At 39.5% G+C, this 24,417-nt stretch carries 18 protein-coding genes; 12 read left to right on the top strand and 6 right to left on the bottom strand.

Going from position 1 to position 24,417, the window contains the following annotated elements; all coding sequences use genetic code 11:
- The first annotated feature begins 54 nt into the window (after nucleotides 1-54).
- A complete protein-coding gene (locus ABD894_RS05285; RefSeq protein ID WP_345209946.1) occupies nucleotides 55-393 on the top strand; it encodes a winged helix-turn-helix transcriptional regulator in 339 nt (112 codons plus the stop codon).
- 118 nt (nucleotides 394-511) lie between these two features.
- Here ABD894_RS05285 and ABD894_RS05280 read toward each other — a convergent pair whose 3' ends face one another.
- Nucleotides 512-970: a MaoC family dehydratase gene (locus ABD894_RS05280; protein ID WP_345209945.1), complete on the bottom strand. Its 459-nt coding sequence runs from the start codon at nucleotides 968-970 to the stop codon at nucleotides 512-514.
- 314 nt (nucleotides 971-1,284) lie between these two features.
- On the opposite strand from ABD894_RS05280, the gene ABD894_RS05275 reads away from it, so the two are divergent.
- Nucleotides 1,285-2,406 carry a ligand-binding sensor domain-containing protein gene (locus tag ABD894_RS05275; RefSeq protein WP_345209944.1) on the top strand — a complete coding sequence of 374 codons (1,122 nt, stop codon included), beginning with the start codon at nucleotides 1,285-1,287 and terminating at the stop codon, nucleotides 2,404-2,406.
- Nucleotides 2,407-2,459: 53 nt separating this feature from the next.
- Here the strand turns inward: ABD894_RS05275 and ABD894_RS05270 are convergent, their stop codons facing one another.
- Nucleotides 2,460-2,819 carry a response regulator gene (locus ABD894_RS05270; RefSeq protein ID WP_345209943.1) on the bottom strand — a complete coding sequence of 120 codons (360 nt, stop codon included), beginning with the start codon at nucleotides 2,817-2,819 and terminating at the stop codon, nucleotides 2,460-2,462.
- Nucleotides 2,820-3,224: 405 nt separating this feature from the next.
- Here ABD894_RS05270 and ABD894_RS05265 point away from each other — a divergent pair, with 405 nt between their 5' ends.
- From ABD894_RS05265 to ABD894_RS05255, 3 genes are all read left to right on the top strand, one after another.
- Complete coding sequence (locus ABD894_RS05265; RefSeq protein WP_345209942.1) at nucleotides 3,225-3,668, top strand: DUF6630 family protein; 444 nt, start codon at nucleotides 3,225-3,227, stop codon at nucleotides 3,666-3,668.
- Nucleotides 3,669-3,819: 151 nt separating this feature from the next.
- Complete coding sequence (locus tag ABD894_RS05260) at nucleotides 3,820-4,212, top strand: glycosyl-4,4'-diaponeurosporenoate acyltransferase CrtO family protein (RefSeq protein ID WP_345209941.1); 393 nt, start codon at nucleotides 3,820-3,822, stop codon at nucleotides 4,210-4,212.
- A gap of 28 nt (nucleotides 4,213-4,240) precedes the next feature.
- The gene (locus tag ABD894_RS05255) at nucleotides 4,241-4,933 is read left to right on the top strand and encodes a DUF2461 domain-containing protein (RefSeq protein ID WP_345209940.1); all 693 of its coding nucleotides are present in this window, start codon (nucleotides 4,241-4,243) and stop codon (nucleotides 4,931-4,933) included.
- Nucleotides 4,934-4,991: 58 nt separating this feature from the next.
- On the opposite strand, the gene ABD894_RS05250 is transcribed toward ABD894_RS05255, so the two are convergent.
- From ABD894_RS05250 to ABD894_RS05240, 3 genes are read right to left on the bottom strand one after another with little or no spacing between them, the layout of a single operon-like run.
- Nucleotides 4,992-6,440, bottom strand: a complete 1,449-nt coding sequence (locus ABD894_RS05250) for a hypothetical protein (protein WP_345209939.1) — start codon at nucleotides 6,438-6,440, stop codon at nucleotides 4,992-4,994.
- 14 nt (nucleotides 6,441-6,454) lie between these two features.
- Nucleotides 6,455-7,708 (bottom strand): hypothetical protein, encoded by a 1,254-nt coding sequence (locus ABD894_RS05245; RefSeq protein ID WP_345209938.1) that lies wholly within the window; start codon nucleotides 7,706-7,708, stop codon nucleotides 6,455-6,457.
- A 31-nt stretch (nucleotides 7,709-7,739) separates the two neighbouring features.
- Nucleotides 7,740-8,336, bottom strand: coding sequence for a hypothetical protein (locus ABD894_RS05240; protein ID WP_345209937.1), 597 nt, complete (start codon nucleotides 8,334-8,336; stop codon nucleotides 7,740-7,742).
- A 398-nt stretch (nucleotides 8,337-8,734) separates the two neighbouring features.
- Between ABD894_RS05240 and ABD894_RS05235 the strand changes: the two genes are divergently transcribed.
- The 7 genes from ABD894_RS05235 (at nucleotide 8,735) to ABD894_RS05205 (ending at nucleotide 23,195) form a co-directional block, all read left to right on the top strand.
- A complete protein-coding gene (locus tag ABD894_RS05235; protein ID WP_345209936.1) occupies nucleotides 8,735-13,741 on the top strand; it encodes an FG-GAP-like repeat-containing protein in 5,007 nt (1,668 codons plus the stop codon).
- 194 nt (nucleotides 13,742-13,935) lie between these two features.
- Nucleotides 13,936-14,517, top strand: a complete 582-nt coding sequence (locus ABD894_RS05230) for an RNA polymerase sigma-70 factor (RefSeq protein ID WP_345209935.1) — start codon at nucleotides 13,936-13,938, stop codon at nucleotides 14,515-14,517.
- A 72-nt stretch (nucleotides 14,518-14,589) separates the two neighbouring features.
- Entirely contained in the window at nucleotides 14,590-15,558 is a 969-nt protein-coding gene (locus ABD894_RS05225) for a FecR family protein (RefSeq protein ID WP_345209934.1), read from the top strand.
- A 294-nt stretch (nucleotides 15,559-15,852) separates the two neighbouring features.
- Nucleotides 15,853-19,158 (top strand): TonB-dependent receptor, encoded by a 3,306-nt coding sequence (locus ABD894_RS05220; RefSeq protein ID WP_345209933.1) that lies wholly within the window; start codon nucleotides 15,853-15,855, stop codon nucleotides 19,156-19,158.
- Between the two features lie 12 nt (nucleotides 19,159-19,170).
- Nucleotides 19,171-20,802, top strand: a complete 1,632-nt coding sequence (locus tag ABD894_RS05215; RefSeq protein ID WP_345209932.1) for a RagB/SusD family nutrient uptake outer membrane protein — start codon at nucleotides 19,171-19,173, stop codon at nucleotides 20,800-20,802.
- 37 nt (nucleotides 20,803-20,839) lie between these two features.
- Nucleotides 20,840-21,973 (top strand): SusE domain-containing protein, encoded by a 1,134-nt coding sequence (locus ABD894_RS05210; protein WP_345209931.1) that lies wholly within the window; start codon nucleotides 20,840-20,842, stop codon nucleotides 21,971-21,973.
- 55 nt (nucleotides 21,974-22,028) lie between these two features.
- Nucleotides 22,029-23,195, top strand: a complete 1,167-nt coding sequence (locus tag ABD894_RS05205; protein WP_345209930.1) for a glycoside hydrolase family 76 protein — start codon at nucleotides 22,029-22,031, stop codon at nucleotides 23,193-23,195.
- Between the two features lie 128 nt (nucleotides 23,196-23,323).
- Here the strand turns inward: ABD894_RS05205 and ABD894_RS05200 are convergent, their stop codons facing one another.
- The gene (locus ABD894_RS05200) at nucleotides 23,324-24,415 is read right to left on the bottom strand and encodes a sensor histidine kinase (protein ID WP_345209929.1); all 1,092 of its coding nucleotides are present in this window, start codon (nucleotides 24,413-24,415) and stop codon (nucleotides 23,324-23,326) included.
- Between the last annotated feature and the right edge of the window lie 2 nt (nucleotides 24,416-24,417).

Here is a 24,417-nt window from a genome sequence, read left to right as displayed (position 1 = left end):
TAATGGCACAATTGTCAAGTATTGACACTTTTGTCACTAATATTGAATGTCAATATGTTAGATAATCAGATAATTGAAAAAAAAGACATACCGGTTTGCGATTGCCCCATAACAGCGGCGATTGGCATAGTAGGAGGTAAGTGGAAACCAGTTATTATCTGGTTGCTGATCACCGGGCCGAAACGGTTTGGGGAACTGCATAAAACAATTCCGGGCATAGCGTTAAAGGTATTATCGCGGCATTTAAAAGAGCTGGAAGCCGATGGTATTATAAATCGTAAAGTATATGCGGTTGTGCCACCAAAGGTTGAATATACCTTAACTGAAAAAGGCCGTTCGCTTAATGATATAATGAATTTGCTGGCAGAGTGGGGCAGGAAGAATATTTTATAAGCCGCCCGGCAAGTTGTTGCACCGGACGGCATAATTTATTTTACTGATTAGTGGAGACGTCTATCTTTTTCAGGGTAAACTTTTCCATTATCGGTTCAGTAAGTTGGTTGTTTATATATTAAATGAAGTGATATAAAAATACCACATCGCCAGTATAGGCGGGTTTAGTTTGATCTTTAATATTAAGGGTAGCTTCAATTACCACTTTGGTAGTGCCCCTTAAGTTAGCGATAGATTTTAGTTTAGCCTTTAACTGCACCTCATTATTTACCAATACAGCCTGGCCAAACTTGAAAGACTCGATGCCGTAATTGATCTCCATTTTAATATTACGTACGTCAGCTATCTGTTTCCACAAGTATGGTATCAATGCTAATGTTAAATAGCCGTGCGCGATGGTTGACTTGAACGGGCCTTCGGTTTTTGCCTTTTCTTCATCTACATGTATCCATTGATGGTCTAAGGTAGCGTCGGCAAACTTGTTAATTTGCTCCTGGTCTATCGTGTGCCATTGAGAAAAACCCATATCTTTCCCTAAATGCGCGGCGTATTCTTCGTAATTATTGATTGTCAGCATTCGTTATTATTTGTGGAGAAAGATAGTAACTATTATTTATGATAGATAATATTAGTTTTATGTGATGGGATAAACCAGCATTTCGCAAATTGGTTTTGATGTTTCTTGCGAAAATACGAACGTTTTTGTTCTGCTACTAAACAAGCATTTCTTTCGAAGTATATTATCTGTAGGGCTAATTTTTACAGATTTTACATTTTTATTTACATAATTCTTAACCAAAACTCTGATACTAAATTATACGTTTGCGGTCATTACCGGTATTATAAATCAGATAATGATAATCTGTTTTTAACCTGAAACCTAATTGTATCATGAAGGAAATTGCGTTTATTCATTTATGGAAATATTTAAAACTACCTGTATGTTTACTGATAGTATGTTGTAATACTAATAGCGGTAAAGAACCGGCCGATACCACAAGCAATACCAATCTAATACAAAAGGGAAATGGCGCTGCATTTTTAGAAAATACCTTAACAAATCGCTCAATTAAAAACATCCGTGTTATTTACCAGGATTCGGAGGGGAACTATTGGTTTGGTTCAGATGGCTATGGTGTTTATAAATACGATGGAAAAAAAATAATCCAGTACACTCATCAGGATGGCTTGACAGGTAATCAGGTGCAATCCATACAGCAGGATAAAGCCGGAAACCTATGGTTTGGTACAGGTGGGTACGAAGTATCCAGATTTGATGGCAAGTACTTCAAAACATTCACATCTAATGATAAGCTGCAGTTTACAAGTCATCTTACCAGTGTTTGGCAATTAAAACCCGATGATCTTTGGTTTGGCGCAGGCGCGGGTGCATACCGTTACAGTGATAGCACTTTTACTTACCTGCCGTTTCCTGAAACGGTTGCTGCCGGCTTATCGCCCGAACAGTTGAGTGCCTATGCGGTATATTATACTTTTAAAGATAGCAAGGGGAATGTTTGGTTTGGTACGCAAACCAAAGGTGTTTGCCGCTTTAACGGAAAAACTTTTACCTGGTTTACCGATAAAGGGTTATCCGGACCGGCTGTACGGGCTATATATGAAGATAAACACGGAAACCTTTGGTTTGGTAACAATGGTTATGGTTTATTCAAATATGATGGGAAAACATTAGTGAACTTTACAGCGCAACATAAATTAGGAAACCCTGAGTTTATGAAAAAAGGGAGTTTATCAGTCAAATCCAATCCCGGAACAATGGCGCGAGTTTGGACAATTGCCGAAGATAAAACAGGCAATTTGTGGATAGGGACTATAGATGCAGGTGTATGGCGATTTGACGGAAAGAATTTAACTAATTACACAGTAAAAGATGGTCTTCCGAGTGATGTTGTCAATACTATTTTTAAAGATAAACTGGGCCGCTTATGGTTTGGTACAGAAGGAACAGGACTGGTAACCTTCAATGGTACATCTTTCAAATTGGAACTTTAAAAGCTATACTCAAGTTGTTGAATGCCGCAATATTATTTGCCTTATATTAAAGCTTAATTCAAAAGTTTATCTATCATTTTTAACAGTTTTCTGTTATCGAAAGGCTTTGCGAGGTATCCATCGTTTCCAAAATGCCCTAAAGCAATTGCCTCTTTATGATAGGCTGTCATTAAAATAACCGGAATATGCGCAAGCGATGGTGTGTTTTTAATTGTTTTACAAATCATTCCGCCATTCATGCCTGGCAAGGCATAATCTGTAAGTACCAGATCCGGCTGGCTTTCTGCAAGGGTTTTCAGGATATTGTTTGTTCCGGCTATTCCAATATATTCAATTTGTTTAAAAGCTAATAGTTTACCGATAGAATCCAGCATAGCCGGGTCGTCTTCGATAACAAGTATGTTCTTTTTCATAATGATTGTTGGTGTATGCGATATACGTTATACAATATTGATACCGATTTCTTTCAACAGCGCTTTTTGCATAGATGATGAATAATTTGAACGAATTAAACGTTTTGGGCAATAAAACATTGATTTTATTGTAGAAAAAATACCCCATAATTATAGAAGAAGCAAAAGTTAGTGGTTGCTTAAAACAATACATTTTACTTGTTGTATTAATAAACGGTAAATCTGTTACTTATGAAAAAAGTAATGTCAAGGAAAACTATATGTTTTTTAACCTTGCTGACCAGCTTTTATATTTTTTTGCCGCAGCGTTTGCATTGTAGTGATTTTGTTCCGGGTGTTAAAAAGGAGCAACTTTTTATAACCGGGCAGGTTAGCCGGCAAGTAACAACAGGCTATTTGCAACTTATGCGCGAAGTAACAAAACCGGATTATCATAAAATATTGACGCCGTTTATTAACAAACTCAATACAAAAGATGTTTCGGGAGGCAGTGGCGAACCATTATACAGCATTGCCGAATTTGCAGACGATCATCATATCCCTTATATAATGAGTATAGATTGGAAAGCGGATATTTCAACCCTCAAATGGCGTATTTCTGTCGCCTTGAAAAAAAATTACAATGTGGCTTTTCAGCTGCCGGCAACAACAACTTGGCATAATGATGCATCTGTTTCATATGATGGCGTACTGGAACAGTATCAAAAAATATTAAAACTTCATGGTTTTCAGATGGGGTTTATTGATACCGAATCGGATGAATACATGATGCTTGTTTTTCGGGTTTCGCATAAAAACAGGGTAGTGAAGGCAGTAAAAATGATAGGTTACAAATACTACGAAAAATAAAATTGCCATAGTTAATGGCAGCAGTATATAAATACTGTGATAGCTTTATATTATTTATCTTGGCTTTATGGGGCAATTGGTCAACTTCTTTTGGACGATACTTTGCTTTGCACCGGTAGTTTATTATTGGCTTAAAGCGGACGCATTAACCATGTGTTGGTATTTAATTGCCGTTAGTTTTTTAAGTCTGCTTATTCCATCCGGGTGGTTACAACTTAGCCAAAATCCTAAATTTTATGTGAAAGCCGGGGCACGCTTCATTCGTAAGTTTGTACAAAACGGCGATTGGTTTAAAAATGATACGCCGGTAATAAGCAACAGGTTTGGGGCAATGCAATACAAGGCCACTATAATAATGTACGAACGTTTTCATTTTTTATGCCTGGTGTTCTTTATTTTAACAAGTATTTATGCACTTATCCACCAGCAATATGTAATTGCTTTATTGGTGTTTTTGGCAAACATGATATACAATGTTTGCCCCATTATATTGCAGCAGTACAATTTTTCCCGCTTGTTAAATATAGGCAAACGAATGCTGTAAGGCACAATTTATATATCTTGGCAAATAAATGAACACTGTTTTAATACCATCATCCGCATTTGACTTTATTAAACTGCTGAAGGCAAATAACAACCGCGACTGGTTTGCGGCTAATAAAGCTGTTTATCAGCAACAGGCAGCATATATTGCTGGTTTTGCTGATAGCCTTTTACAAGCGATAAATAAGCATGATGTACTCGAAACCACCAGCGGTGCTAAAAGTCTTTATCGCATTTACAGGGATGTGCGTTTTTCTAAAGATAAAACGCCTTTTAGCACTTATTGGGGCGGACGTTACAAAAGGGCAGGTAAACACCGGCGGGGTGGTTATTATTATCATTTGGAGCCGGGTGATAAAAGCTTTATACTTTGTGGCTTTTGGGGCCCAAACGCGCAGGATTTAAAGCTAATTAGGGAAGACATCGCTTTTGATGCCACACCTTTACGAAAAATCATCGGCCAAAAAAACTTTGTTACCGAGTTCGGTCAGCTTCAGGGGGAGCAGCTTAAAACCAGTCCGAAGGGGTATGATAGCACTCATGAAGCAATTGATTTGCTTCGCTATAAACAATATTTGGTGATGCGCAGATTTACTGACAGCGAAGTACTGTCGGATAACTTTCTGCAATTAGCAGATCAATCTGTGCAACACATGCGCCCTTTTCTCAATTATATGAGCGAGGTTCTCACAGTTGATGCAAATGGCCTGCATATAGCCTAATTACTCATTCACACTTATAGCTATAAGTATGAATGAGTAATGTTAAAAGGATTATAAATTATTGGAATGACACTGTTTTAACGGATTGCATATTGCCGCTTATCAATACCATTTTACCATCGCTGTTATTAAAAAATTGCGGGTAAAGCGTGTAAGTGCTAACTACAACATCAAGTTGTTTTGCAAAGTTTACAGGTGTTTCCATCAAACCGTCGTTTGTTATCAAAACCGCGACCGGCAATTTAGTGTAACGGCGAAACTTATCATCAATATACTTGCCATACTCATCATTGTAAATGAGCGCCAGTTTGTTGTTCATTATACCTGATGCTATTGCCAAATCCTGATCGTACTCGTGGCCAACCCATTTACGCGACATAAATATGTCGAATTTTTTAACAAAAGCGGCGCTAAAGCCGGTAACGCCTACATCGTTGTGCTGGTAGTTATAAACATCATCAAGCGCAGCTGCAGATAAGGCATTGCCTTTAAATTGTTCCTTTTCTTCTTTAAATTGTTCACCAATCAAATAAAATGTATCACCGTTGAAAATTATATTAATGGCTGTCATATTGGTCACCGGTTTTTCAAAGGCAAATATTTTAGGCTCTGCAGGTTTTGCTGTTGTAAAAAGATAAGTGCCTGTAGCCTGAACGTCACCTGCTGTAAAACTTTGTTTTTTTTGCGTATAACCGGCTATAATTAAATCACCATCCGGGTTAACCTTATAAGTATAACTTAGGTTACGCAATTTAGGATCGGGTAATAAAACAGGGATAATTGTTGGTTGGCCATTAATACTGTATTTATAAATCATTGGTAATTTGTACGATTGATCGTAATCTTCAGACAGCAAATAAAGATCACCTTTATCAGAGGCTAAAAAGTCCCATACGCTTATTTCTTTCGTGTTTCCGGCAAAACTAAATTGCCCTTTGCCTGTCTCTTTAAAATTTTCATCAAGCAGGTAATAAGTAAATTGATCGGGGATGTTTTTTTGATGCGGGCTTTGTGCCACAACAGCAATATGTTTATGATCGGGCGATAAAGCCACATACCATTTACCGGGATTAGACATCTTTAAAAAGTCGATAACGCCAATAACCGTTTCAGTATTGCTTATTGTACCGTTATTATCTACAGAACGCACTGAAAATGTATTTTTTAAAGCTGCTTTGCTATGATTTTCAACAAAAACCACAGGCCCGTTGCCGGTTACAATTAATTTATCAACCCCATAAGTATTGTTGAATACGCCCATATTTAACCTAACATCATTAGCTGCAATGATATTACCGGTTTTATCGGCTACAACCATATTGTTGATATTCTCAAAATGCTCGGTGCGGCTTGTTATAAAGTAGTTGGCAGTAGCATTACTGTATGATGAAAATGAAGGGTGTTTTGTAAGTGTGAATGGCTGGCTGTTACTGCCTTGGGTAACCTTTATTTGTGCAGTAGCATGAGTACAAAAAGCTAATGTTACCAGGTATAATAAATATTTCATAATTGATTATTCTTTTAATTGTGTTGTTGTCTGTTTTTAAGTTCGGCAAAAAGCATATCAAATTGCAGCTTGTTACGTCTATCATCGTTGCTGAGGCTCATGCTATTGATCTTATCTAATGATGCTTGCCCGTTTATTACATCGCCAAGTGCTAAATACACCTCCAGCAGGTCGAAATAAATGCCGAGCGTGATGTCTTTATTAATACGAGCCTTTTTATTTAAAAGATCAGATTCTTTTAAAGCAGTGTTCCATATATCGGCAGCCTTTTGCAGTTTGGTACGGGCATTAGCTGCGTCGGTTTGCAATGTCAGTAATCCGGCTGAAGCCTCATTAAATGCAGTTGTAAGGTCGGTATAACCATTGTCGCCATTTTTGATATAATATAAGGTTGCCGCCCGTGATACTTTAGAAAAGGCAAACTTATCATTCAATAAAGTGTTCAGAAATTTCAGGTTATCCTGTAATACCTTTTCTTCATTGGTTTTTATCAGCAGCTCAGTATTTATACGTTTAGGCTGGTCGGTTTCAGCACTTTTATATACTTTATAGCTGTTAAGTTCCGGTGGCGTAAGGCTCAATACCTCCTTGCCGTCGGGCGTAAAAACCTTTACGGCCATAGGGTGCCGATACGAAAATTCGGTGTGGTATAAAGTGGCTTTATAAGTACGGGTGCCGGTGCTGCCGCCAATACTCAGGTTGTCGGTTTGCTGATCCATAGTTCGGGGAACGGTATGGTCATAACCATACATCAAAACCAAAATTTTCAAGGCATTAGCCGGGTTTTTTTCGTACCCCTGCAATTGTACATAGGTATCGGCTATCATTCCGTAATCATAGCTTGATTGTAAAACTGGCTTTGCAACCTCGGTAATGTAAGGCCGAGGTATTACTTCGCGCACCGGTTTGCCACTATTTAACAATGCACCTTCAGTAAGTTTTTTACCTAACGATTTTTTGTTGTATACAGCCAATTCTTTGTCATACCTGTCGTTTGCGGCTTTTAGCAATTTGGGATATTCAGCAGATTCGGTACGATATTTATCCCGGGCTGCCTGTAACGGCTCCTGATACTCTTTTATTAATTGTTGATTACGGGCCTCATAGGCAGGTTCAAACTTAACCTGGTAATTGGTGATGCCCTTTATCGGGACAGATGGAGGTAAATTATAACTGTAATTTACAACTTCAGTTTTTAGCTTTTGAGCAATTGAAGACTGGGCGCAGCATGCAATAAGCAGGGCCAGCATGCCATTAACTATTTTCATTATAAGTATGGGTTTAGGTTTAAAAACACTATTATTTAACTTGTGCTGCCGCCCAGGTGTTGTATTCGTTAATTATGTTTTTAATACCGGTTAGGTTATATCCGCTCTCTTTACGATCTATTTTGCCGGCAATTTCCGCATTATCGCCCACAAGCTTTAAAATATTCTTTTTAAAACTAAAAAGTAACAACGAATTACTTACAGGAGCATCATTGCCCTTTTGCCATACGGGCTGTTCTCCACCGTCAATATAATAGATTAAAGTGTTGATAGCTCCCGGTTTAATGATATACAAAAAATGCAGATCTGCCTTTCCAAAGGCAATATTACCACTGTATGGTACGCTTTTATAACGATCGTTTTCAATTGAATAACCGGCAATATCTTTAGGTTTATATATTTTCCTGGTTCGTTGATCATTGTAATCGGTATAAAAAATACACTCATCCTGGTTACGGGTGTAATTATTGTTTGATACATAACCGGTAAGTATCTGACCATCTGACAATGTGACCGTGCCGGGATGCACGCCGCTTGTAAGAACCGAACGGGTATACTGTGGCTGCTGCGCATGTACCCCTAAAAAAGCTATGCTTAAAAAAAACATAGCAGTTAAAAACTTATTCATGAATTTAAATTAATTAAGTGAGACAAAAATAGAAATAATAATTGGTTGAGCATAAGGTAAATACAGGCAGTTATTAACATCTCATAAGCTTAATATCCGCCTGTAAAGTTTTTAAATTGTGCCAAAAGAGCTATGCCTGTACTCGTAATTTACTGATCACCCAAACTTCCAATGCTTTAATAAAACACGGCCTTCCTTGTAAATAAACCTGATGATATTTTATGTATGTCATCATTATTTAAATACCGCATGCTGTAACTGCAATTAGGGTTGTTAATTAATGTTTAACTTTTGTTATTCATTGGTATTTAAACGTTTTTATTCATTATTTTGTTACCGACTGGAAATTGAGCTTTGCGATAATGCTGTATTCTGTAACCTTACCACATTAAATATTCATGATAAAATTTTTACAACTTACATTTTCATTTATCTTTTTCTTTTTTGCCGGGCGCCTTTTTGGGCAAGCTCCTGTTATCACCTCTTTTAATCCACAAAAGGGCAACGCGGGTAGCGTAGTTACTATCAACGGAAATAACTTTGATAACAGTGCTGCTAAAAATATGGTAATGTTTGGTAGTGTGAAAGCTAAATTGCTTTCTGCAAATAGCGGTAAAATAACTGTTGAGGTACCGGTTGGTGCCGGGAGTAGTAATATTACGGTACTTAATTTAAATAAAGGATTACAAAGTACTGCCTATAAGCCTTTTTATAACACCTTTCCGCTTAAAAATCCGTTGATCGGTTCAAACTTAGAGATTGCTACAAACATAACGTCAGTATCTTCAATATCTACTAACATTGGCGATATCAACAATGACGGAAAGCAAGATCTTATTACGGCAGATTTCAATGCGCAAAAACTGGCTGTTCTTTTGAATGCTGTTAACAGCGCTTCTTTTGATGATGCTTTTAATACCCAATTTGAGATACCGCTGCCGGGTAAACCGCGAAAGGCCATCATACGCGACATGGATGGAGATGGCAAAACAGATATAGTAATCTTTACTGCCGAGGGTAAAATAATTGTTTGCCATAATATTTCCACCGGAGTTAACATTTCGGCTTCATCATTTCAAAATGTATTATTACCTTATAATGCATCTGCTTACAGTTCGGCAATAGGTGATTTAGATAGCGATGGGAAGCCGGATATCATATACCAAGGTAATAATGGTTTATTACAAATATTAAAGAATAGCACACTTCCCGGCGATATATCGGCATCTTCATTTAACTTAAGTGTTGATTATGAAACTAACGGAAAAAGTTATGATCAGCTTGAAATAGCTGATATGAACGGCGATAACAAGCCTGAAGTAATAGCCATTGGCAATGGACAACTGTTTGTTTTTGAAAACCGTATCAGCAACGGGCAATTAGGTGCAGCATCGTTAGTGAGGGTCGATCTTAAATTTGCTGATGCTCCATATCGTTTTGCAGTGACTGATATAGATGGCGATGACAAACCCGAGCTCATTTATTGTGTATATCCTAAAAATGAGCTTTATGTATACAAAAATAACCTGTTAGCAAATGGCGTAATTACTACAGAGGCATTCAATTTAAAAGAGAAGCTTACAATAGGTAATGATACAAGAGGTATTGAAGTAGCCGATTTTGACGGTGATGGAAAAATAGACCTTGCCACGGCCAACAGCGATCAAACTGTGTCCATATTAAAAAATATAGCTGCTACAGATAAGCCAAAGGCAACCTGGTTTGACGATGAAATAAGACTGGGCCTTAAAATGCCGGCTGTGTTTTTAAAAATACAGGATCTTAATAACGATGGTATGCCCGATCTTGTTTTAACAGATGTTTTAACAGGTAATTTACAACTGATACGCTATAAACCTGCAAATGTTCCGTTTGTAAGTTCGTTTTCTCCATTACGGGCCGCCATGGGCAGTACACTTACTATAAAAGGGCGCAACCTGATGGATGGCACCGGGGCTGCGAAAATTTACATTGCAGGCCGCGAAGCCAAAGTAACATCGTTTAACGATACTGTTGTAAAGGCAATAATACCGGCCGGCGCCATCCGCGGGGCAATAACTGTGCTGAATAAAAGTGAGCGTCGTTCAATATCAACTACGGTGCTGTTTAATGCTGTGCTTAAAGTGCCCCGGCAAATCAGCAAACGCGACTTCAGGCTCAAGATAATTAATTCTGAACATAACGTGCGAATGGCCCAGTTTGCCGATTTTGATGGCGATGGGTTTGTAGATATTGTATACGCCGCCGACGAAAACGGGATTGAAATAAGGCGTAATAAAGGGCTTTTAAAACCAATAGATTGTAATACCCTTGAAACACCATACAAAATTGGAAATGGTTTAATGGAGAATTTTCGGCTTAGTGATGTTAATGCCGATGGGCTTACTGATGTACTTATTCCAACACGTATACTTAACGATGCATATGAGTTAACCTGTTTTATTAATGCATCGGTTAAAGGAAAACTGGTGTTTAAGCCGGCACAGATAATTACTATAAAATCGCGTTATTCCGTTGGCAAAGAATTTTACCTGGCCGATATTGACCAAGATGGGCGCAGTGACTATTTTAATGACGGCTTAATGGTTGTTAGAAATGGCCTTACCGAGGTATCTGATCAATTAAGTACCTACAATATGATGAAGTTGCCCGGCAATTTTGCTTCATCACAACTGGCAGATTTGGATGGGGATGGCAAACAGGAGTTAATCACTTATCCGCTTGTTAGCAACGAATATTTCTCTGTTTTTAAAAACAAGAATAAACCGGGCTCTTTAAGCGATTCCTTATTTATCAGAGTTTCTACCAATTTACCCCAAACAGAGCTTTTAAAATTTATTGATCTTGATAATGATAATAAGCCCGATGCTTATATTAATGAGGATTTTTATAAAAATATAACCAAGCCCGGTCAGCCCTTAACATTTGGCTCTAAGGTGTCGGTTGGCTATGTCGGAGATTTTGGGACTAATTATGCTGACATTAATGGCGACGGCTTGCTTGACTTCATAAAAGAAAAAGAACCGGGGCATAGTGATCAGGCCGATTCTATGCTCATTTATCAGCATCTGCCCGGTAGCGATAAACCATTTAATTATAAAGATTATATAGCTTTTCCGCAACTTGAAGGTCTTGATAATGGTAAAATATATACTCCCGATGTTTTAGGCTTTCAAGATCTGAACAATGATGGTAAACCTGAAATAGTGATGTTTGAAAACTATCGGTTAGCGTTTCAGATATATGAAAATGTAGCTGCATCGGCCGAAAATGATATTGCGCCGGCAATAACGTCGTTTAGCCCTGCCGCGGCTAAGGCAGGAGAAGTTGTTACTATAAATGGCAATAATTTTAATACAACTGCAAGCGTAGTATACTTTGGAGCGCAAAAAGCCCAAATTGATCGTATAACAGAAACAAGTATTACTGCAAAGGTGCCCAAAGGAGCTTTGCAGCAGTCAATAAAAGTAGTTGACAATACTACAAGGCTTTATGCCAAATCGGCAAGGGTATTTGCACCGTTGGCGGGTGATGGCAAAGGATTTGATTTTAGCGCAAATACATTCGGCAGCACACGGCAGTTACTTGCCACCGATGATACAGGACCTTTGGTATTGGCCGATTTGGATGGAGATAATGAGAAAGAAATGCTGGTTCTTAAATCTACATCACAGGTTTCAGTTATAAATATTTACAAAGGCACAGGTACAGATAAGTTAGGAAACCCGCTAAACTTTGTAAAGGTGGGAGAGGTAAATGCTCCCTTTTTTGCAACGAACCTATCCACATCAGATATTGATGGCGATGGCAAAGATGATATTCTTTTAAAAACCGCCAACGGGCTGATGCTGTATGAAAATCAGTATAACGAAGAGTGTGGGTATACTTTTAGAAATGTAATTCTTGTTGGTTCCAACGAAAACTCTTACAGCATAGCTGATATAAATAATGATGGTAAACCCGACATTGTAGCCGGCAGTTTTGCGAAAAACACCTTCAATTTATATTTAAATCAGTCAGGTAGGGGCAATATAAGTTTTAGTCCATTCCTTAAACAAAAATTGCCCGATGGCATTGCCGGTTTGGGGCAGCAATTGAACTTTTTAATCACAGATTTCGACGGAGACGGCTGGAATGATATTGTTTATCGTGAAACTGTGAACGATAAAAATGTTATCAAAGCTATACGAAACAAAGGTTTGTTGGTAAAGGATACGATTGCATTTGAGCCTTCGGTATTGGTAAGTGAGCTTAATTCAAGCAATTTAATTGCCGGGGATGTTAATAATGATGGCAAACCTGAATTAATTAGCTACAATGCAGGTACAATAGTTATTTTTCTGAACCAGAGTACCGCGGGCTTAATTAAGGTTGCAGCGCCTTTATCATTAAAGCTATCTATAGACAATAATGAATCTTCATCCATTGGCATCGGTGACTTTGATAGTGACGGAAGACCGGATATTTTTTGCGTTAACAATAACAATATAATATTGCTGCGTAACCAGGTAATAAATAATAATATCAATAAAGAAGCATTTACTAACATTCAGCAGTATACCGATGCTAATGCCATACCCATGTTAATTAATGCCCTGGTAAGTGATATGAATAAAGACGGTTACCCTGATATTGTTTACATGACTACCGGAAAAGTTAATTTGCTCACTAACTTGTTTAATAGTGTAGATGATATTCCGGTTACTAATTTTAAAGTATCTGCAACTTCAGAAACCTGTAAGAACAGCAACAACGGTAGTATAAATATTAATGCTGATATACCTTTGAACTACACTGCCACTATAACCGGGAATGGTGTGAATTTAACCAAGGGCTTCACCGCTGAACTGTCAGTTGGTAACTTACAGGCAAGCTCGTACCAAGCCTGTATAACCATTGATGGCAGTAATATTAAACAATGCTATACCTTGGTGATCACCGAGCCCCAGGATCTTGCTGTATTTGCAATTGCCGATAAAGCTACCAATATGCTCACACTGAAAATGGAGGGCGCAACGCAATACCAGGTGCAATTTAATGGTGCGTCCTATACTAATACAACCGGCGATATGTTATTATCATTGCAAACCGGCAACAATGAATTATCAATAAGTACCGATAAAGAATGCCAGGGAGTATTTAAGAAAAACTTTGTTGTAAGCGGGGATGTAACATTTTATCCAAACCCGTTTACCGATGTATTAAAGATAAACCTCAATGGCAATACATCCACACTTGTTGGGATAGAGGTGCGCAATCTTCAGGGCAAAACGCTATTCGCAAATAAAATAAAAAACAACAATGGTTTAGCCGAGGTGAATTTGGCTGAATTAGATGCCGGCGTATATGTTATAAAGGTGAATCTGGATAAAACAACTAAAACCTATAAGATTGTAAAGAAGTAGTAATATTATTATTAATGCATGCCTGTTGTACTTTGAGTATTCAGAACATTGCCCCCGATTTTCCAGCTGCCTGAATGTTAAATGATTTGCAAAATAATTGCTGATTAAAAGACAAACTTTTTTATTTAGTTTTGTTAACTGTAACTATGCATACCAATTAGCAAAACCGTTACAGCAGCAGTTTAAATATGCTTTTGAAGGAGAAACAGATGTGGCCCGATGCACGGTTGTTAGAATTGATTCGTTACGATGATCGTAGTGCGTTTGAAATTCTGTACAACAGGTATGCCTCAAAAGTATTTCATGCGGCGTACAATTTGTTTCGCGACAGGGATGTTTGTGAAGACCTGGTGCAGGAACTTTTTATTGATATTTGGGCTAAGCGTCAGCAATTAAATGTTGATAATGTACATGCCTACTTAAAGGTGGCCATTAAGAACAGGGTGTTGGCTTATATCCGTTCGCAAAAAGCCATGCTTGATGTAACCGCTATGGAACAGTTGATCGAAGATTATACAGCTGATAGCGAAACCCTGCAACATGATATAACGCGCCTGCTGGAAAAGAATGTTGCTGAATTGCCCGAAAAGTGCCGCCAAATATTCATATTGAGCCGTAAGGAATACTTATCTAACAAGGAGATAGCCTCACGCCTCAACATCTCCATAAAAACAGTTGAAAACCAAATGACCATTGCCTTGCGTTATTTGCGTACTACCGGGCTAACAGATTACCTTACCATTGCCGCGCTTTTCTCTGTATTTACCCGAAAATAATATTAAAATAAAAAAATCTTCATTTGGTTTGGGGGGTAGGTGTGTTTGCTTACATCTTACACATATAAACCAATGGGAAGATCTGATTTTAACAAGCGTGGTAAAGGGCGTGCCTCCGAAGCCGATATACGTTTACAGGAAGAACTTGTAGAAAAACATTTTCATAACCTCGATCTTGATAAGGTTGAAACTGAAAACAACGCGGTTAAGTTTGATAGCAAAAAGGTTTATAATAATATTGTTAACTTGATTGATGAGCAGGAGAAACCTGTTAGGAAAAGCGTTTACGGGTGGTTGGCAGCAGCTGCCATGTTAGGAGGCCTGTTTGTACTGTCGTATTACTATCGTTACGCTATACTTGATTATGTTGCGCCGGTAAAAACCATTGAACTTGTTGCGGCGCCGGGTAATATGATCAATATTACTCTTGGCGATGGCACTAAGATTTGGCTTAATGGCGGTACAAAACTAAAATACCCCGAAATTTTTCGTGGCGATAAACGCGAAGTTAGCCTTGAGGGTGAAGCCTTTTTTGATGTAAAGCATGACGCGGATATGCCTTTTACTGTTCGTACAGGTGCCTTAACTACGCATGTGCTGGGCACCAGTTTTAACGTTAAGGCTTATGCTGATGATAACGAAACCAAAGTAGATGTATTTAGCGGTAAGGTAGGGGTGATGCCTTCTGCCGGTAATGCCGCCATATTTAACACTATTTACCTGCAACCAACCGAAGAGGTACTGTATAATAAACGCACCCGCGCTATTGTAAAAACCACCGGGGTTGATATCAGCTCACTTGCAGGTTGGCGCGATGGCGAACTCATATTCAAAAAATCGCCTATTGGCGAAGTAGTGAGTGTGCTGCGCCGCAAATTCAATGTAAATATTAAAGCCGATCAAAACCTATCGGCATGTTCTATAACGGCAAACTTTACCAATGTGCCGTTAAAAGATATAATGAAAGTAATAGCCAGGCTGGTAAAAGGTAAGGCGACGCTGGAAAGCGGCGACTACCATTTAAAAGGCAAAGGCTGTTAGCTGTTCATTAAAGTTTCTGTTTAACCAATTATTTATTAAACCTGATTTCGAATATATGAGCGTGACGTAGACTTAAAATAAAAAACCCTATTCAAGGGATTTGAATAGGGATCTTAAAATGCTGGGTTATCAATAAGTGTTTATTCGGGGGTGCAATTCCAAACAAAACACTTTAATTTCTAACACTTTAATTTTCTCAAAATTATGAATAAATCTCTGTTTTATAATGGAGTGATTCGTTATGTATTAATATTAATGAAAATTACCTCGCTTGCCTGTTTTATTATTTGCCTAATGTGCCTTACAGCCTTTGCAACTGATAGTTACGGCCAAAAGTTTTTAGAGGCATCAGTTACGCTTAAACTGCAAAAAGCAAAGCTTACCGAAGTGCTTGATAACATTGCTGCCGATAAGCACGTGCAGTTCGCGTATACTGATAATGCGCTAAAACAATCGTATAAAGTATCACTCGATGTTACCAATAAAAGCATCAGCGAAGTGCTTAACTTATTACTTACACAGTTTAACCTGTCGTACAAAATAATTGGCGATGTCATTGTAATAGATGAACGCCAGCCTGCCGAAACAGTAGCTTCGGGCAGGGTTTTGTCGCAAAACCAGGTAAAAGTAAAAGGCCGCGTAACTGACGAAACCAAGCAGCCCTTACCTGGTGTAACTGTTAAACTAAAAGGTACAACGCTTGCCGTAGTTACCGATGCCGACGGTAATTACACTATTGACGTACCTGATGATGGCGTACTGGTGTTTACCTTTATAGGTTATACTGTGCAAGAAATGCCGGTTGCCGGTAAAACAACACTCAATGTACAGTTAAGTACTATGCAAACCTCACTTAACGAGGTGGTTGTAATAGGTTACGGCACTCAAAAAAGATCGAGCGTAGTTGGCGCTATTGATCAGGTAAACTCCGCTGTTATTGAGGGTAAACCTGTAACCAGCGCTATACAGGCATTACAGGGTACTATACCAAGTTTGGTTATTCAGCAAAAAAACCTTGAACCCGGCCAAACACCAAATATCAACATTCGTGGTTTGGGTACGCTGGGTAATAACTCGCCCTTGCTGGTTATTGATGGTATTATCAATGAAGATCTTAATGCGATCAACAACCTCAACCCGTCAGACATTGAAACGGCAACCGTTCTTAAAGATGCGGGCAGCGCTGCCATTTACGGTTCGCGTTCGGCAAACGGTGTAATTTTAATTACCACCAAAAAAGGTAAAAAGAATACTAAGGCGACTATTACCTACAATGGCCTGGCGGGCGTGCAGGTGCCTAAAGTAAACTATAAACCGGTGCACTCTTACGAAAATGCTATTTTACGTAACGAAGCCGTAGTTAACGCGGGTTTGCAGCCAATTTACAGCGCGCAGCAAATTCGCGATTATCAAACCCAGGGTGATAATGAATGGTTTTTGGATGCTATACTACAAAATGCTATCCAGCAAAATCATAATGTTAGTGTTACCGGCGGTAACGAAAAAAACAGTTACCTCGTATCGGCCGGTTTGCTCGATCAGCGTAGTAACCTTGTTGGACCTGATTACGGCGCACGCAGGTATAACTACCGTATCAACATGATCAACGAAATAGGTAAACTGAAGTTAACCAGTATACTTACCTATACACGTAACGAGCGTAAAGAACACTCTTACAATACCTCCACCCTTATAGTTGATGCTGGCCGTACACCAACCTATTATAAAATTAAGGACGAAAACGGTAACTACCTTACTAATGATGTACTGGCCGAGTTTAATCCGTTGGGTATATTGGAGCAAGGCGGATACCGCAAAGCGGATGACGATGCTATTACAGCCAACCTGAACGCCGAATTTGCTGTAACAAGCGATTTTAAAGTTAAGGGGGTGTTTGGCAGCAATATTACCAGCAATCACACTTTTGAACGTGTTAAACAGGTAAACTACCTACCCAAAGGTACTTATGGTGTCGATAGGAACAGTAATGACCTTAACTACAAAAGTATATTTCTGAACACACAGTTAATTGCCGAATACAACAAGGTATTTGCAAAGAAACATAGTTTGGGCGTGTTGGTTGGTGTAGCCAATGAATCTGTTACATCAGAAGGAAACAATATCCGTTTAAAATATACCGACCCGGAGTTAGGTGTGCCCGTTACCGGAACAGTAATTGATCCAACGAGTTCAAATATCTCGCTTAATCAAACTAACGAGAGTAGCTTAAACTCATTATTCGGTCGTGCTACTTATGATTATGATAACAAGTATTACGGCGAATTTAACTTCCGTATCGATGCATCATCTAAGTTTAGCAAACAAAACCGTAATGCTTTCTTTCCGTCAATTTCGGCAGGTTACCGCATCAGTCAGGAAGAGTTTATGGAAAGCTACCGTAATAAATACGGCGATCTGAAAATTCGGGGATCGTATGGCGTATTAGGTAATCAAAACGTAGGCAACTATCAATACCAAAGTACCTATTCAAGTACGCAAAATGTATATGGTTTTAATAACTCGCCGGTTGGTGGTATAAATTTTGGTTTTGCTAATCCCGATATCCGCTGGGAGCGTGCTTCTACCTTTAATATTGGTGCCGACGCCGGTTTCTTTAAAAATAACCTGACATTATCTTTAGATTACTTCAACAAAATTACCCGCGATATTTTGGTAAGTCCGGCAGTACCCGGAGCATTTGGAGCAGGTTTACCAAACTTTAACGCCGGCAAGGTTAAAAATGAAGGATGGGAAGTTAACGCGAGCTATCGCATAAAAACTAAAAACTTCAAACACACCATTAGCTTTAACATAGCCGATTCAAAAAACAAAGTATTATACTTTGAAGGCGGGCAACAGCTTACCAGTTATGATGAGATGCAGGTTTTGTTAAAAACCGGTTTGCCTATGAACTCTTATGTAGGTTACAAACGCGATGGTTATTTCCAAAACTTAGATGAAGTAAATAACGGACCAAAACCAAACGGTTTAACGGTGGTGCCCGGCGACATCAGATTTGTGGATGTAAACAAAGATGGCGTTATTGACGAGAACGATAAATTTGTGCTTGGTAACCCTTTTCCACGTTATACATTCGGCTTTACTTACAATGTAGTATTTAAACAATTTGATGCCAATATCTTTTTACAAGGTGTGGGTAAACGCAGTATGTTTTTACGTGGTGAACTGATTGAACCGTTCCACTTTAACTACTCGCAGGTAATGTACCAGCACCAGCTGGATTACTGGACACCGAAAAACCCGGATGCCGAATTCCCGCGTTTAGCGGCTAACGGCAGCCAGTCGAACACTAACAACTTTAGGAGAGGATCTGATCTGTATTTATATAATGCCCAATACGTGCGTTTAAAAAATATCCAGATAGGTTATACACTTCCTTTAAGCATAGCTAAAAAAGTAGGTATGCAAAAGGTAAGGGCTTATCTGTCGGGTCAAAACCTGATCACCCTTTCGGGCATGAAATTCATCGATCCTGAATCAACAGAGTTTGATAATAGCAGGGGGATAGGCGGTGCCAATAGCGGCCGCGGTTATCCAACCCCGGTTTATTATGGTTTCGGACTCGATATTACACTTTAATTTACCACCATTATGAAAAGATCAAATATTATTAAAACAGGTTTTTTAATCATACTGGTAAGCTTTACTTCAGCATGTAAAAAACTTGATCTGGTACCAACCAACGTGTTTACAGATGCTAACTTCTGGACCACTACTGAAAAAGCAAACAGTGTATTAAATACAGCATATTCGCAATTATTTACCAGCAATTACTTCTTTTATAACGAAGCGATGTCTGACAATGCCTATAATGGCCGCGGCGATAACGAAGGCGTGGCCTCACTTGCCGCCGGTACCTATGATCCGTCGTTAGGCAGGCTGAAAGGCGAATGGGGATACCATTATGCGGGCATAAAAACTGCAAACATATTTTTAGAGAATGTTGACAGGGTTACCTCAATGGACGCTACCCTTAAAGCAAGGATGAAAGCTGAAGCACGGGTTATACGTGCATGGCATTATTTTTACCTGAGTACCTGGTTTGGCGATGTGCCTTTGTTCACCAAAGATCCGAAGGTAGAGGAAACCAAAACCGTTAGCCGTACGCCAAAAGCACAGGTAATTGATTTTGTATTGAAAGAACTTGAAGAAAGTTCGGCCGATTTACCTGTTAATACCGCCTACACAGATAAGGATAGGGGACGTATAACCAAAGGAGCAGCCATTGCATTAAAGGCAAGAGTATTATTATATGAAAGCCGTTGGCAGGATGTAGTAACCGAGTGCGAAAAGCTGATTAATGGAGCTAATGGTAACTACAGTTTATTTGCATCTTACGAAGGATTGTTTTTACCGGCTAATGAGTACAACAGCGAGGTGATATTCGATTTGCAGTACGTGCCCGAAACCAGAACTTACGGTAACTTTTTTGATATGGCCCCGCTTGCCGTTGGCGCACGTTTAAACGCGCTTGCCCCAACACAAGAACTGGTGGATAGCTATTTAATGCTGAACGGTAAAAAAGTGACCGAATCGGGATCGGAATATGATGAGAATAACCCTTACGTTAACCGCGACCCAAGGCTTACCAATACCGTTGTTTACAATGAATACAAGTGGAAAAAACCGGACAATAGCATCCAGGTGATCTACACCAAACCGGGGTCTGATCCTGATCAGGATAAAAAACTCGATGAGTACGCATCCGGCGCTATCAGCTCACCAACAGGTTATTATACACGCAAGTATTATGATCCTACCTCGGGTAATAACTTTAACTCGGGCTTAAACCTGATGTTGATACGTTACGCCGATGTGCTGCTAATGTATGCCGAGGCTAAAAATGAGCTTAACCAGTTAGATGCAACTATATGGAACGCTACCATTAAACCGATACGTACACGTGCCGGTTTCACCGAAGCTGCCGCGTTAAATTTCAACGCTTCACTTAACCAGGCCGGCTTGCGCGATGTAGTGCGTAACGAGCGCCGCGTTGAGCTGGCTATGGAAGGCTTGCGGATATTCGATATCCGCCGCTGGAAAACTGCAGAGGTAGTATTGAACGGATGGGCTCATGGTGCCAAATTTGGCCCGGCGGGTGTTGATAATGGATACATCCGTGCCAATCAGCGTAGTTTCGACAAGAACAGGGCTTACCTATGGCCAATACCACAGGATGAGCGTGCGCTTAACCCTAATTTGGGCCAAAACCCGGGATGGTAATAGTTTTTTTCACACAACATTAATCATTGAAATTAATATGAAAAAGTTTTTTTACTGCACAACTGTTGCAGTTATTATAGCAACCATATTTGCAGGCTGTAAAAAAGATATAACGCTGCAAAATACCAATGTAACTGAAGTTAAAAATCTTTTTTTACCGGAAAATAATAAGTTTGTTAAGCTTGATCCGCCTGCTGGTACTATCGCTTTTGAATGGGAGCAGGCAAAATCAGCAGATAATGGCTTTGTACTTTACGAAGTAGCTTTTGATAAAGAGAACGGCGATTTTTCTAAACCGATATACACTATCCCCTCAGATCAGAACGGCTTACAAAATAAGCTGACCATTGCTTACAAAGATTTGAACAAGATAGCGCAGCTTGCGGGTATAGAAGCATTGGCAACCGGTAAACTGAAATGGACCATCCTGTCGTCAAAAGGGATTAACGTAAAGGTTGGTACCGAAAAAAGGATACTGGAAGTTGAAAGGCCGGCCGGTTTCAGCGAGATACCAGCCGACCTATTTCTTACCGGTACAGCAACCGAAGGTGGTGATGACCTGAGTAAGGCCGTGCATTTTAAACAAACAGCAGCTGGTATTTTTGAGGCGTATACTTCTTTAAAGGCAGGTACATATCATTTTGTTGAACGTAATGCAGGTACGCCAAAAACCTTTTCTATAAACGATAAATCAATAATTATTGAAGGCGGTACAACTACCGTTGCGGCTAATAACGTGAGTCGTATAGTGGTTGATTTTACTACGGCATCAGCCACGGTAGATCAAATTGTATCATTGGGTTTATGGTTTGCTGCCGATAATAAAATATGGTTTGATTTGCCTTATACCGGCGCAGGTACTTGGGCTATTGATAATGCCTCAATTGTGTTTCACCAGGAAAGCTGGGGACGCGACGAGCGTTACAAATTCCGTTTTACCATGAAAGGGGCCGATGGCAAGCAATTCACCGAGTTTTGGGGCAGTACTAATTCAGATAATCAGCCTGCTGATGCTTCAACACCTGCGGCATATTATAAACTGGTGCCGGTTAATAATTCGCAGTATGACTTTAGCTTTAAGTTTAATCACGCGGCCGATAATGGCAAGGCAGACATTAAAGTAGTATTCAGCCCGGATGCTACCTATACCCACACGGTTACAGTTAAGTAAGTAAAACATAAGCCTGTGCCATAGTAATATGGTACAGGCTATTTACACAACCATTATGAAGATCAGGAATATAAGTATCATAAAAACAATAACACTTGCGGCTTTTGTGCCAATGGTGCTGTCTTCTTGCCTTAAAGATAAAGCCTTCCCGCTGTATGATAGCAATAACCAGCGCCCGCCGGTTAACTATACCTGGGATAAAACGGCCGACTCTTTACAGGAGAAACTCTACACTACCTATTTATCATCAAACGCAAAATATTTTGTGCAGGATAATGCGGGTAACAACACCTTTCACTACTGGCCCAATGCCCATGTGCTTGATGTACTTACCGATGGCTATACACGTTCAAAAAGTGAAGTATACAAGCAAAGAATGAAAGCCTTGCTTACCGGTATTAAAGACAGCAACGGCAATAGCTATATCAACGATTATTATGATGATATGGAATGGCTGGCAGTATCAAGCCTGCGCGCATACATTGAAACACAGGATGCCGCGTTTTTAGATGTGGCCAACCTGTTATGGGCCGATATTAAAACAGGGCTCAATAACAACCAGGGTGGTGGTATTGCATGGCGTAAATCGCAGTTGGATTATAAGAATACACCTGCTAACGCGCCTGCCATTATCTTTGCGGTAAGGCTTAACCGTGTAAATAATAATGCTGCCGATCTTGATTTGGCAAAAAGCCTTTATACCTGGTTAAAAGGCAAACTTATCGACCCTTCTACAGGCATTGTTTGGGATGGCATAAACGGTAATGGCGACGGGCAGATCAGTAAAAACAAATACACCTATAACCAGGGTATTTATGTTGGTGCAGCTCTGGAATTGTACAAAACCACTAAAGATGGTGTTTACTTACAGGATGCCGTGCGCACGGCGAAAGCAGCTATTAATGATAACGAACTTACTCCCGGCGGCATACTGAAAAGTGAGGGCCAGGGCGATGGTGGATTATTTAAAGGAATCTTAATAAGATACTTTACACTACTTGCCCAGGAACCGGATGTATCAGCGTCTGACAGGGATGTGCTTGTTAAGTTTTTGAAATACAATGCGCAAACATTGTTTACCAATGGTATTGACCGGCCGGCATTAACGATAAGCCCCGACTGGAACAAAAAGCCATCGGGCACTACTGATCTTACAACACAATTAAGTGGTATGATGCTTATTGAAGCCGCCGCCGCTTTAAACACTGCAAAGCTATTTTAATGTGCAGCGTTTATATCATAAGTTATTTGAGGGCAATAGTCGCCAAATAACTTATGATTCGGGTTTATCTATCATTAAAAAGGGCAATTTCCTATTTGAAAATTGCCCTTTTTAATGATAATTACCCTCTAAGATCCGATAGATGGAATAGTTACCACGAAAGTGGAACCTTGTTCTAAAACAGAATCTACCTCTATTTTTCCGTTTAGTTTTACCAATGCGCTTTTAACGTTGTATAAACCCAAACCCGATCCAACTTCCAGTGAATTAGATCTGTAGAATAGTTTAAATATTTCAGTAACGTGGTTGGATATTATGCCTATCCCGGTATCTTTTATTGAAATTTTCGCGACGTTATTATTCACCTCGATGATCACCTCTACAGATTTATTATGGCTGTTCCTGTCCTGGTACTTAAAGGCGTTGGATAGCAGGTTGCTAAAGATCAGCCTCAGTAATGCGTAATCGCTTCTGAATACCTCGCATATTTTGGTTGTGATTGTAAAGCTTACGCCGTTTACTTTCGCCAATACCGAGTAGATCGCGTTTAGTTCCCCGACGATCTGGTCAAAATCGATGGCTGTTATCTTTAACTCGCCCCGTTGCAGACTATAATAATCGTGCATGCTTAATACATAAGCCTCCATTTTATTAACCGATTTTTTCACCAGCGAAAGCATTTCCCTTATCTCGGTGATATCGTCTATCTCATTAGCCAAGTCTATGGCTCCAATAATGCCGGATAGGGGGCCTCTTATATCATGACTAACGCTGTAGGCAAACTTATTTAGTTCGGTGTAAGCCCGCTGTAATTCTTTATTTTTAAGAATGAGCATGGAGTTGGCCAGGTAAAATTTGTCGGCCTCGGCAATGGCACCGCGGATATCGGTTTCTGTCCATGGCTTTTTTACAAAGCGGAATATATTTCCTTTATTTATAGCGCCTATAATAGCCTCTACATCGGTAAATGCAGTCAGCATGATGCGTACGGGCAGGGGATACTTTATCCTGATCTCCTCAAAAAAGTCTACCCCGGTAAAGCCGGGCATCCGCTGGTCGCAAAAAACAACGCGTATTTCCGGGTGGTTTTCCAAATGTTCCAAAGCACCGGGCATATCTACGGCGGTCAGGATCTGGTAATCCAGCCTGAAGGATGCTTTGAAACCCATGAGATTATTAGGCTCATCATCGAGGTAAAGGATAGTTATTTTTTCCGGCACGT

It is taken from the genome of Mucilaginibacter gynuensis, from assembly GCF_039541195.1.
Classification (GTDB): Bacteria; Bacteroidota; Bacteroidia; order Sphingobacteriales; family Sphingobacteriaceae; genus Mucilaginibacter; species Mucilaginibacter gynuensis.
The sequence above is the reverse complement of the archived record's forward strand: the minus strand, read 5'-3'. Positions and strand labels throughout refer to the sequence as shown.

Excerpts from the sequence above, each read along its gene's own strand:
- ABD894_RS05285 (WP_345209946.1), top strand. The coding sequence starts at position 55 with ATGTTAGATAATCAGATAATTGAAAAAAAAGACATACCGGTTTGCGAT.
- ABD894_RS05280 (WP_345209945.1), bottom strand. The coding sequence starts at position 970 with ATGCTGACAATCAATAATTACGAAGAATACGCCGCGCATTTAGGGAAA.
- ABD894_RS05275 (WP_345209944.1), top strand. The coding sequence starts at position 1,285 with ATGAAGGAAATTGCGTTTATTCATTTATGGAAATATTTAAAACTACCT.
- ABD894_RS05270 (WP_345209943.1), bottom strand. The coding sequence starts at position 2,819 with ATGAAAAAGAACATACTTGTTATCGAAGACGACCCGGCTATGCTGGAT.
- ABD894_RS05265 (WP_345209942.1), top strand. The coding sequence starts at position 3,225 with ATGCGCGAAGTAACAAAACCGGATTATCATAAAATATTGACGCCGTTT.
- ABD894_RS05260 (WP_345209941.1), top strand. The coding sequence starts at position 3,820 with ATGTGTTGGTATTTAATTGCCGTTAGTTTTTTAAGTCTGCTTATTCCA.
- ABD894_RS05255 (WP_345209940.1), top strand. The coding sequence starts at position 4,241 with ATGAACACTGTTTTAATACCATCATCCGCATTTGACTTTATTAAACTG.
- ABD894_RS05250 (WP_345209939.1), bottom strand. The coding sequence starts at position 6,440 with ATGAAATATTTATTATACCTGGTAACATTAGCTTTTTGTACTCATGCT.
- ABD894_RS05245 (WP_345209938.1), bottom strand. The coding sequence starts at position 7,708 with ATGAAAATAGTTAATGGCATGCTGGCCCTGCTTATTGCATGCTGCGCC.
- ABD894_RS05240 (WP_345209937.1), bottom strand. The coding sequence starts at position 8,336 with ATGAATAAGTTTTTAACTGCTATGTTTTTTTTAAGCATAGCTTTTTTA.
- ABD894_RS05235 (WP_345209936.1), top strand. The coding sequence starts at position 8,735 with ATGATAAAATTTTTACAACTTACATTTTCATTTATCTTTTTCTTTTTT.
- ABD894_RS05225 (WP_345209934.1), top strand. The coding sequence starts at position 14,590 with ATGGGAAGATCTGATTTTAACAAGCGTGGTAAAGGGCGTGCCTCCGAA.
- ABD894_RS05220 (WP_345209933.1), top strand. The coding sequence starts at position 15,853 with ATGTGCCTTACAGCCTTTGCAACTGATAGTTACGGCCAAAAGTTTTTA.
- ABD894_RS05215 (WP_345209932.1), top strand. The coding sequence starts at position 19,171 with ATGAAAAGATCAAATATTATTAAAACAGGTTTTTTAATCATACTGGTA.
- ABD894_RS05210 (WP_345209931.1), top strand. The coding sequence starts at position 20,840 with ATGAAAAAGTTTTTTTACTGCACAACTGTTGCAGTTATTATAGCAACC.
- ABD894_RS05205 (WP_345209930.1), top strand. The coding sequence starts at position 22,029 with ATGAAGATCAGGAATATAAGTATCATAAAAACAATAACACTTGCGGCT.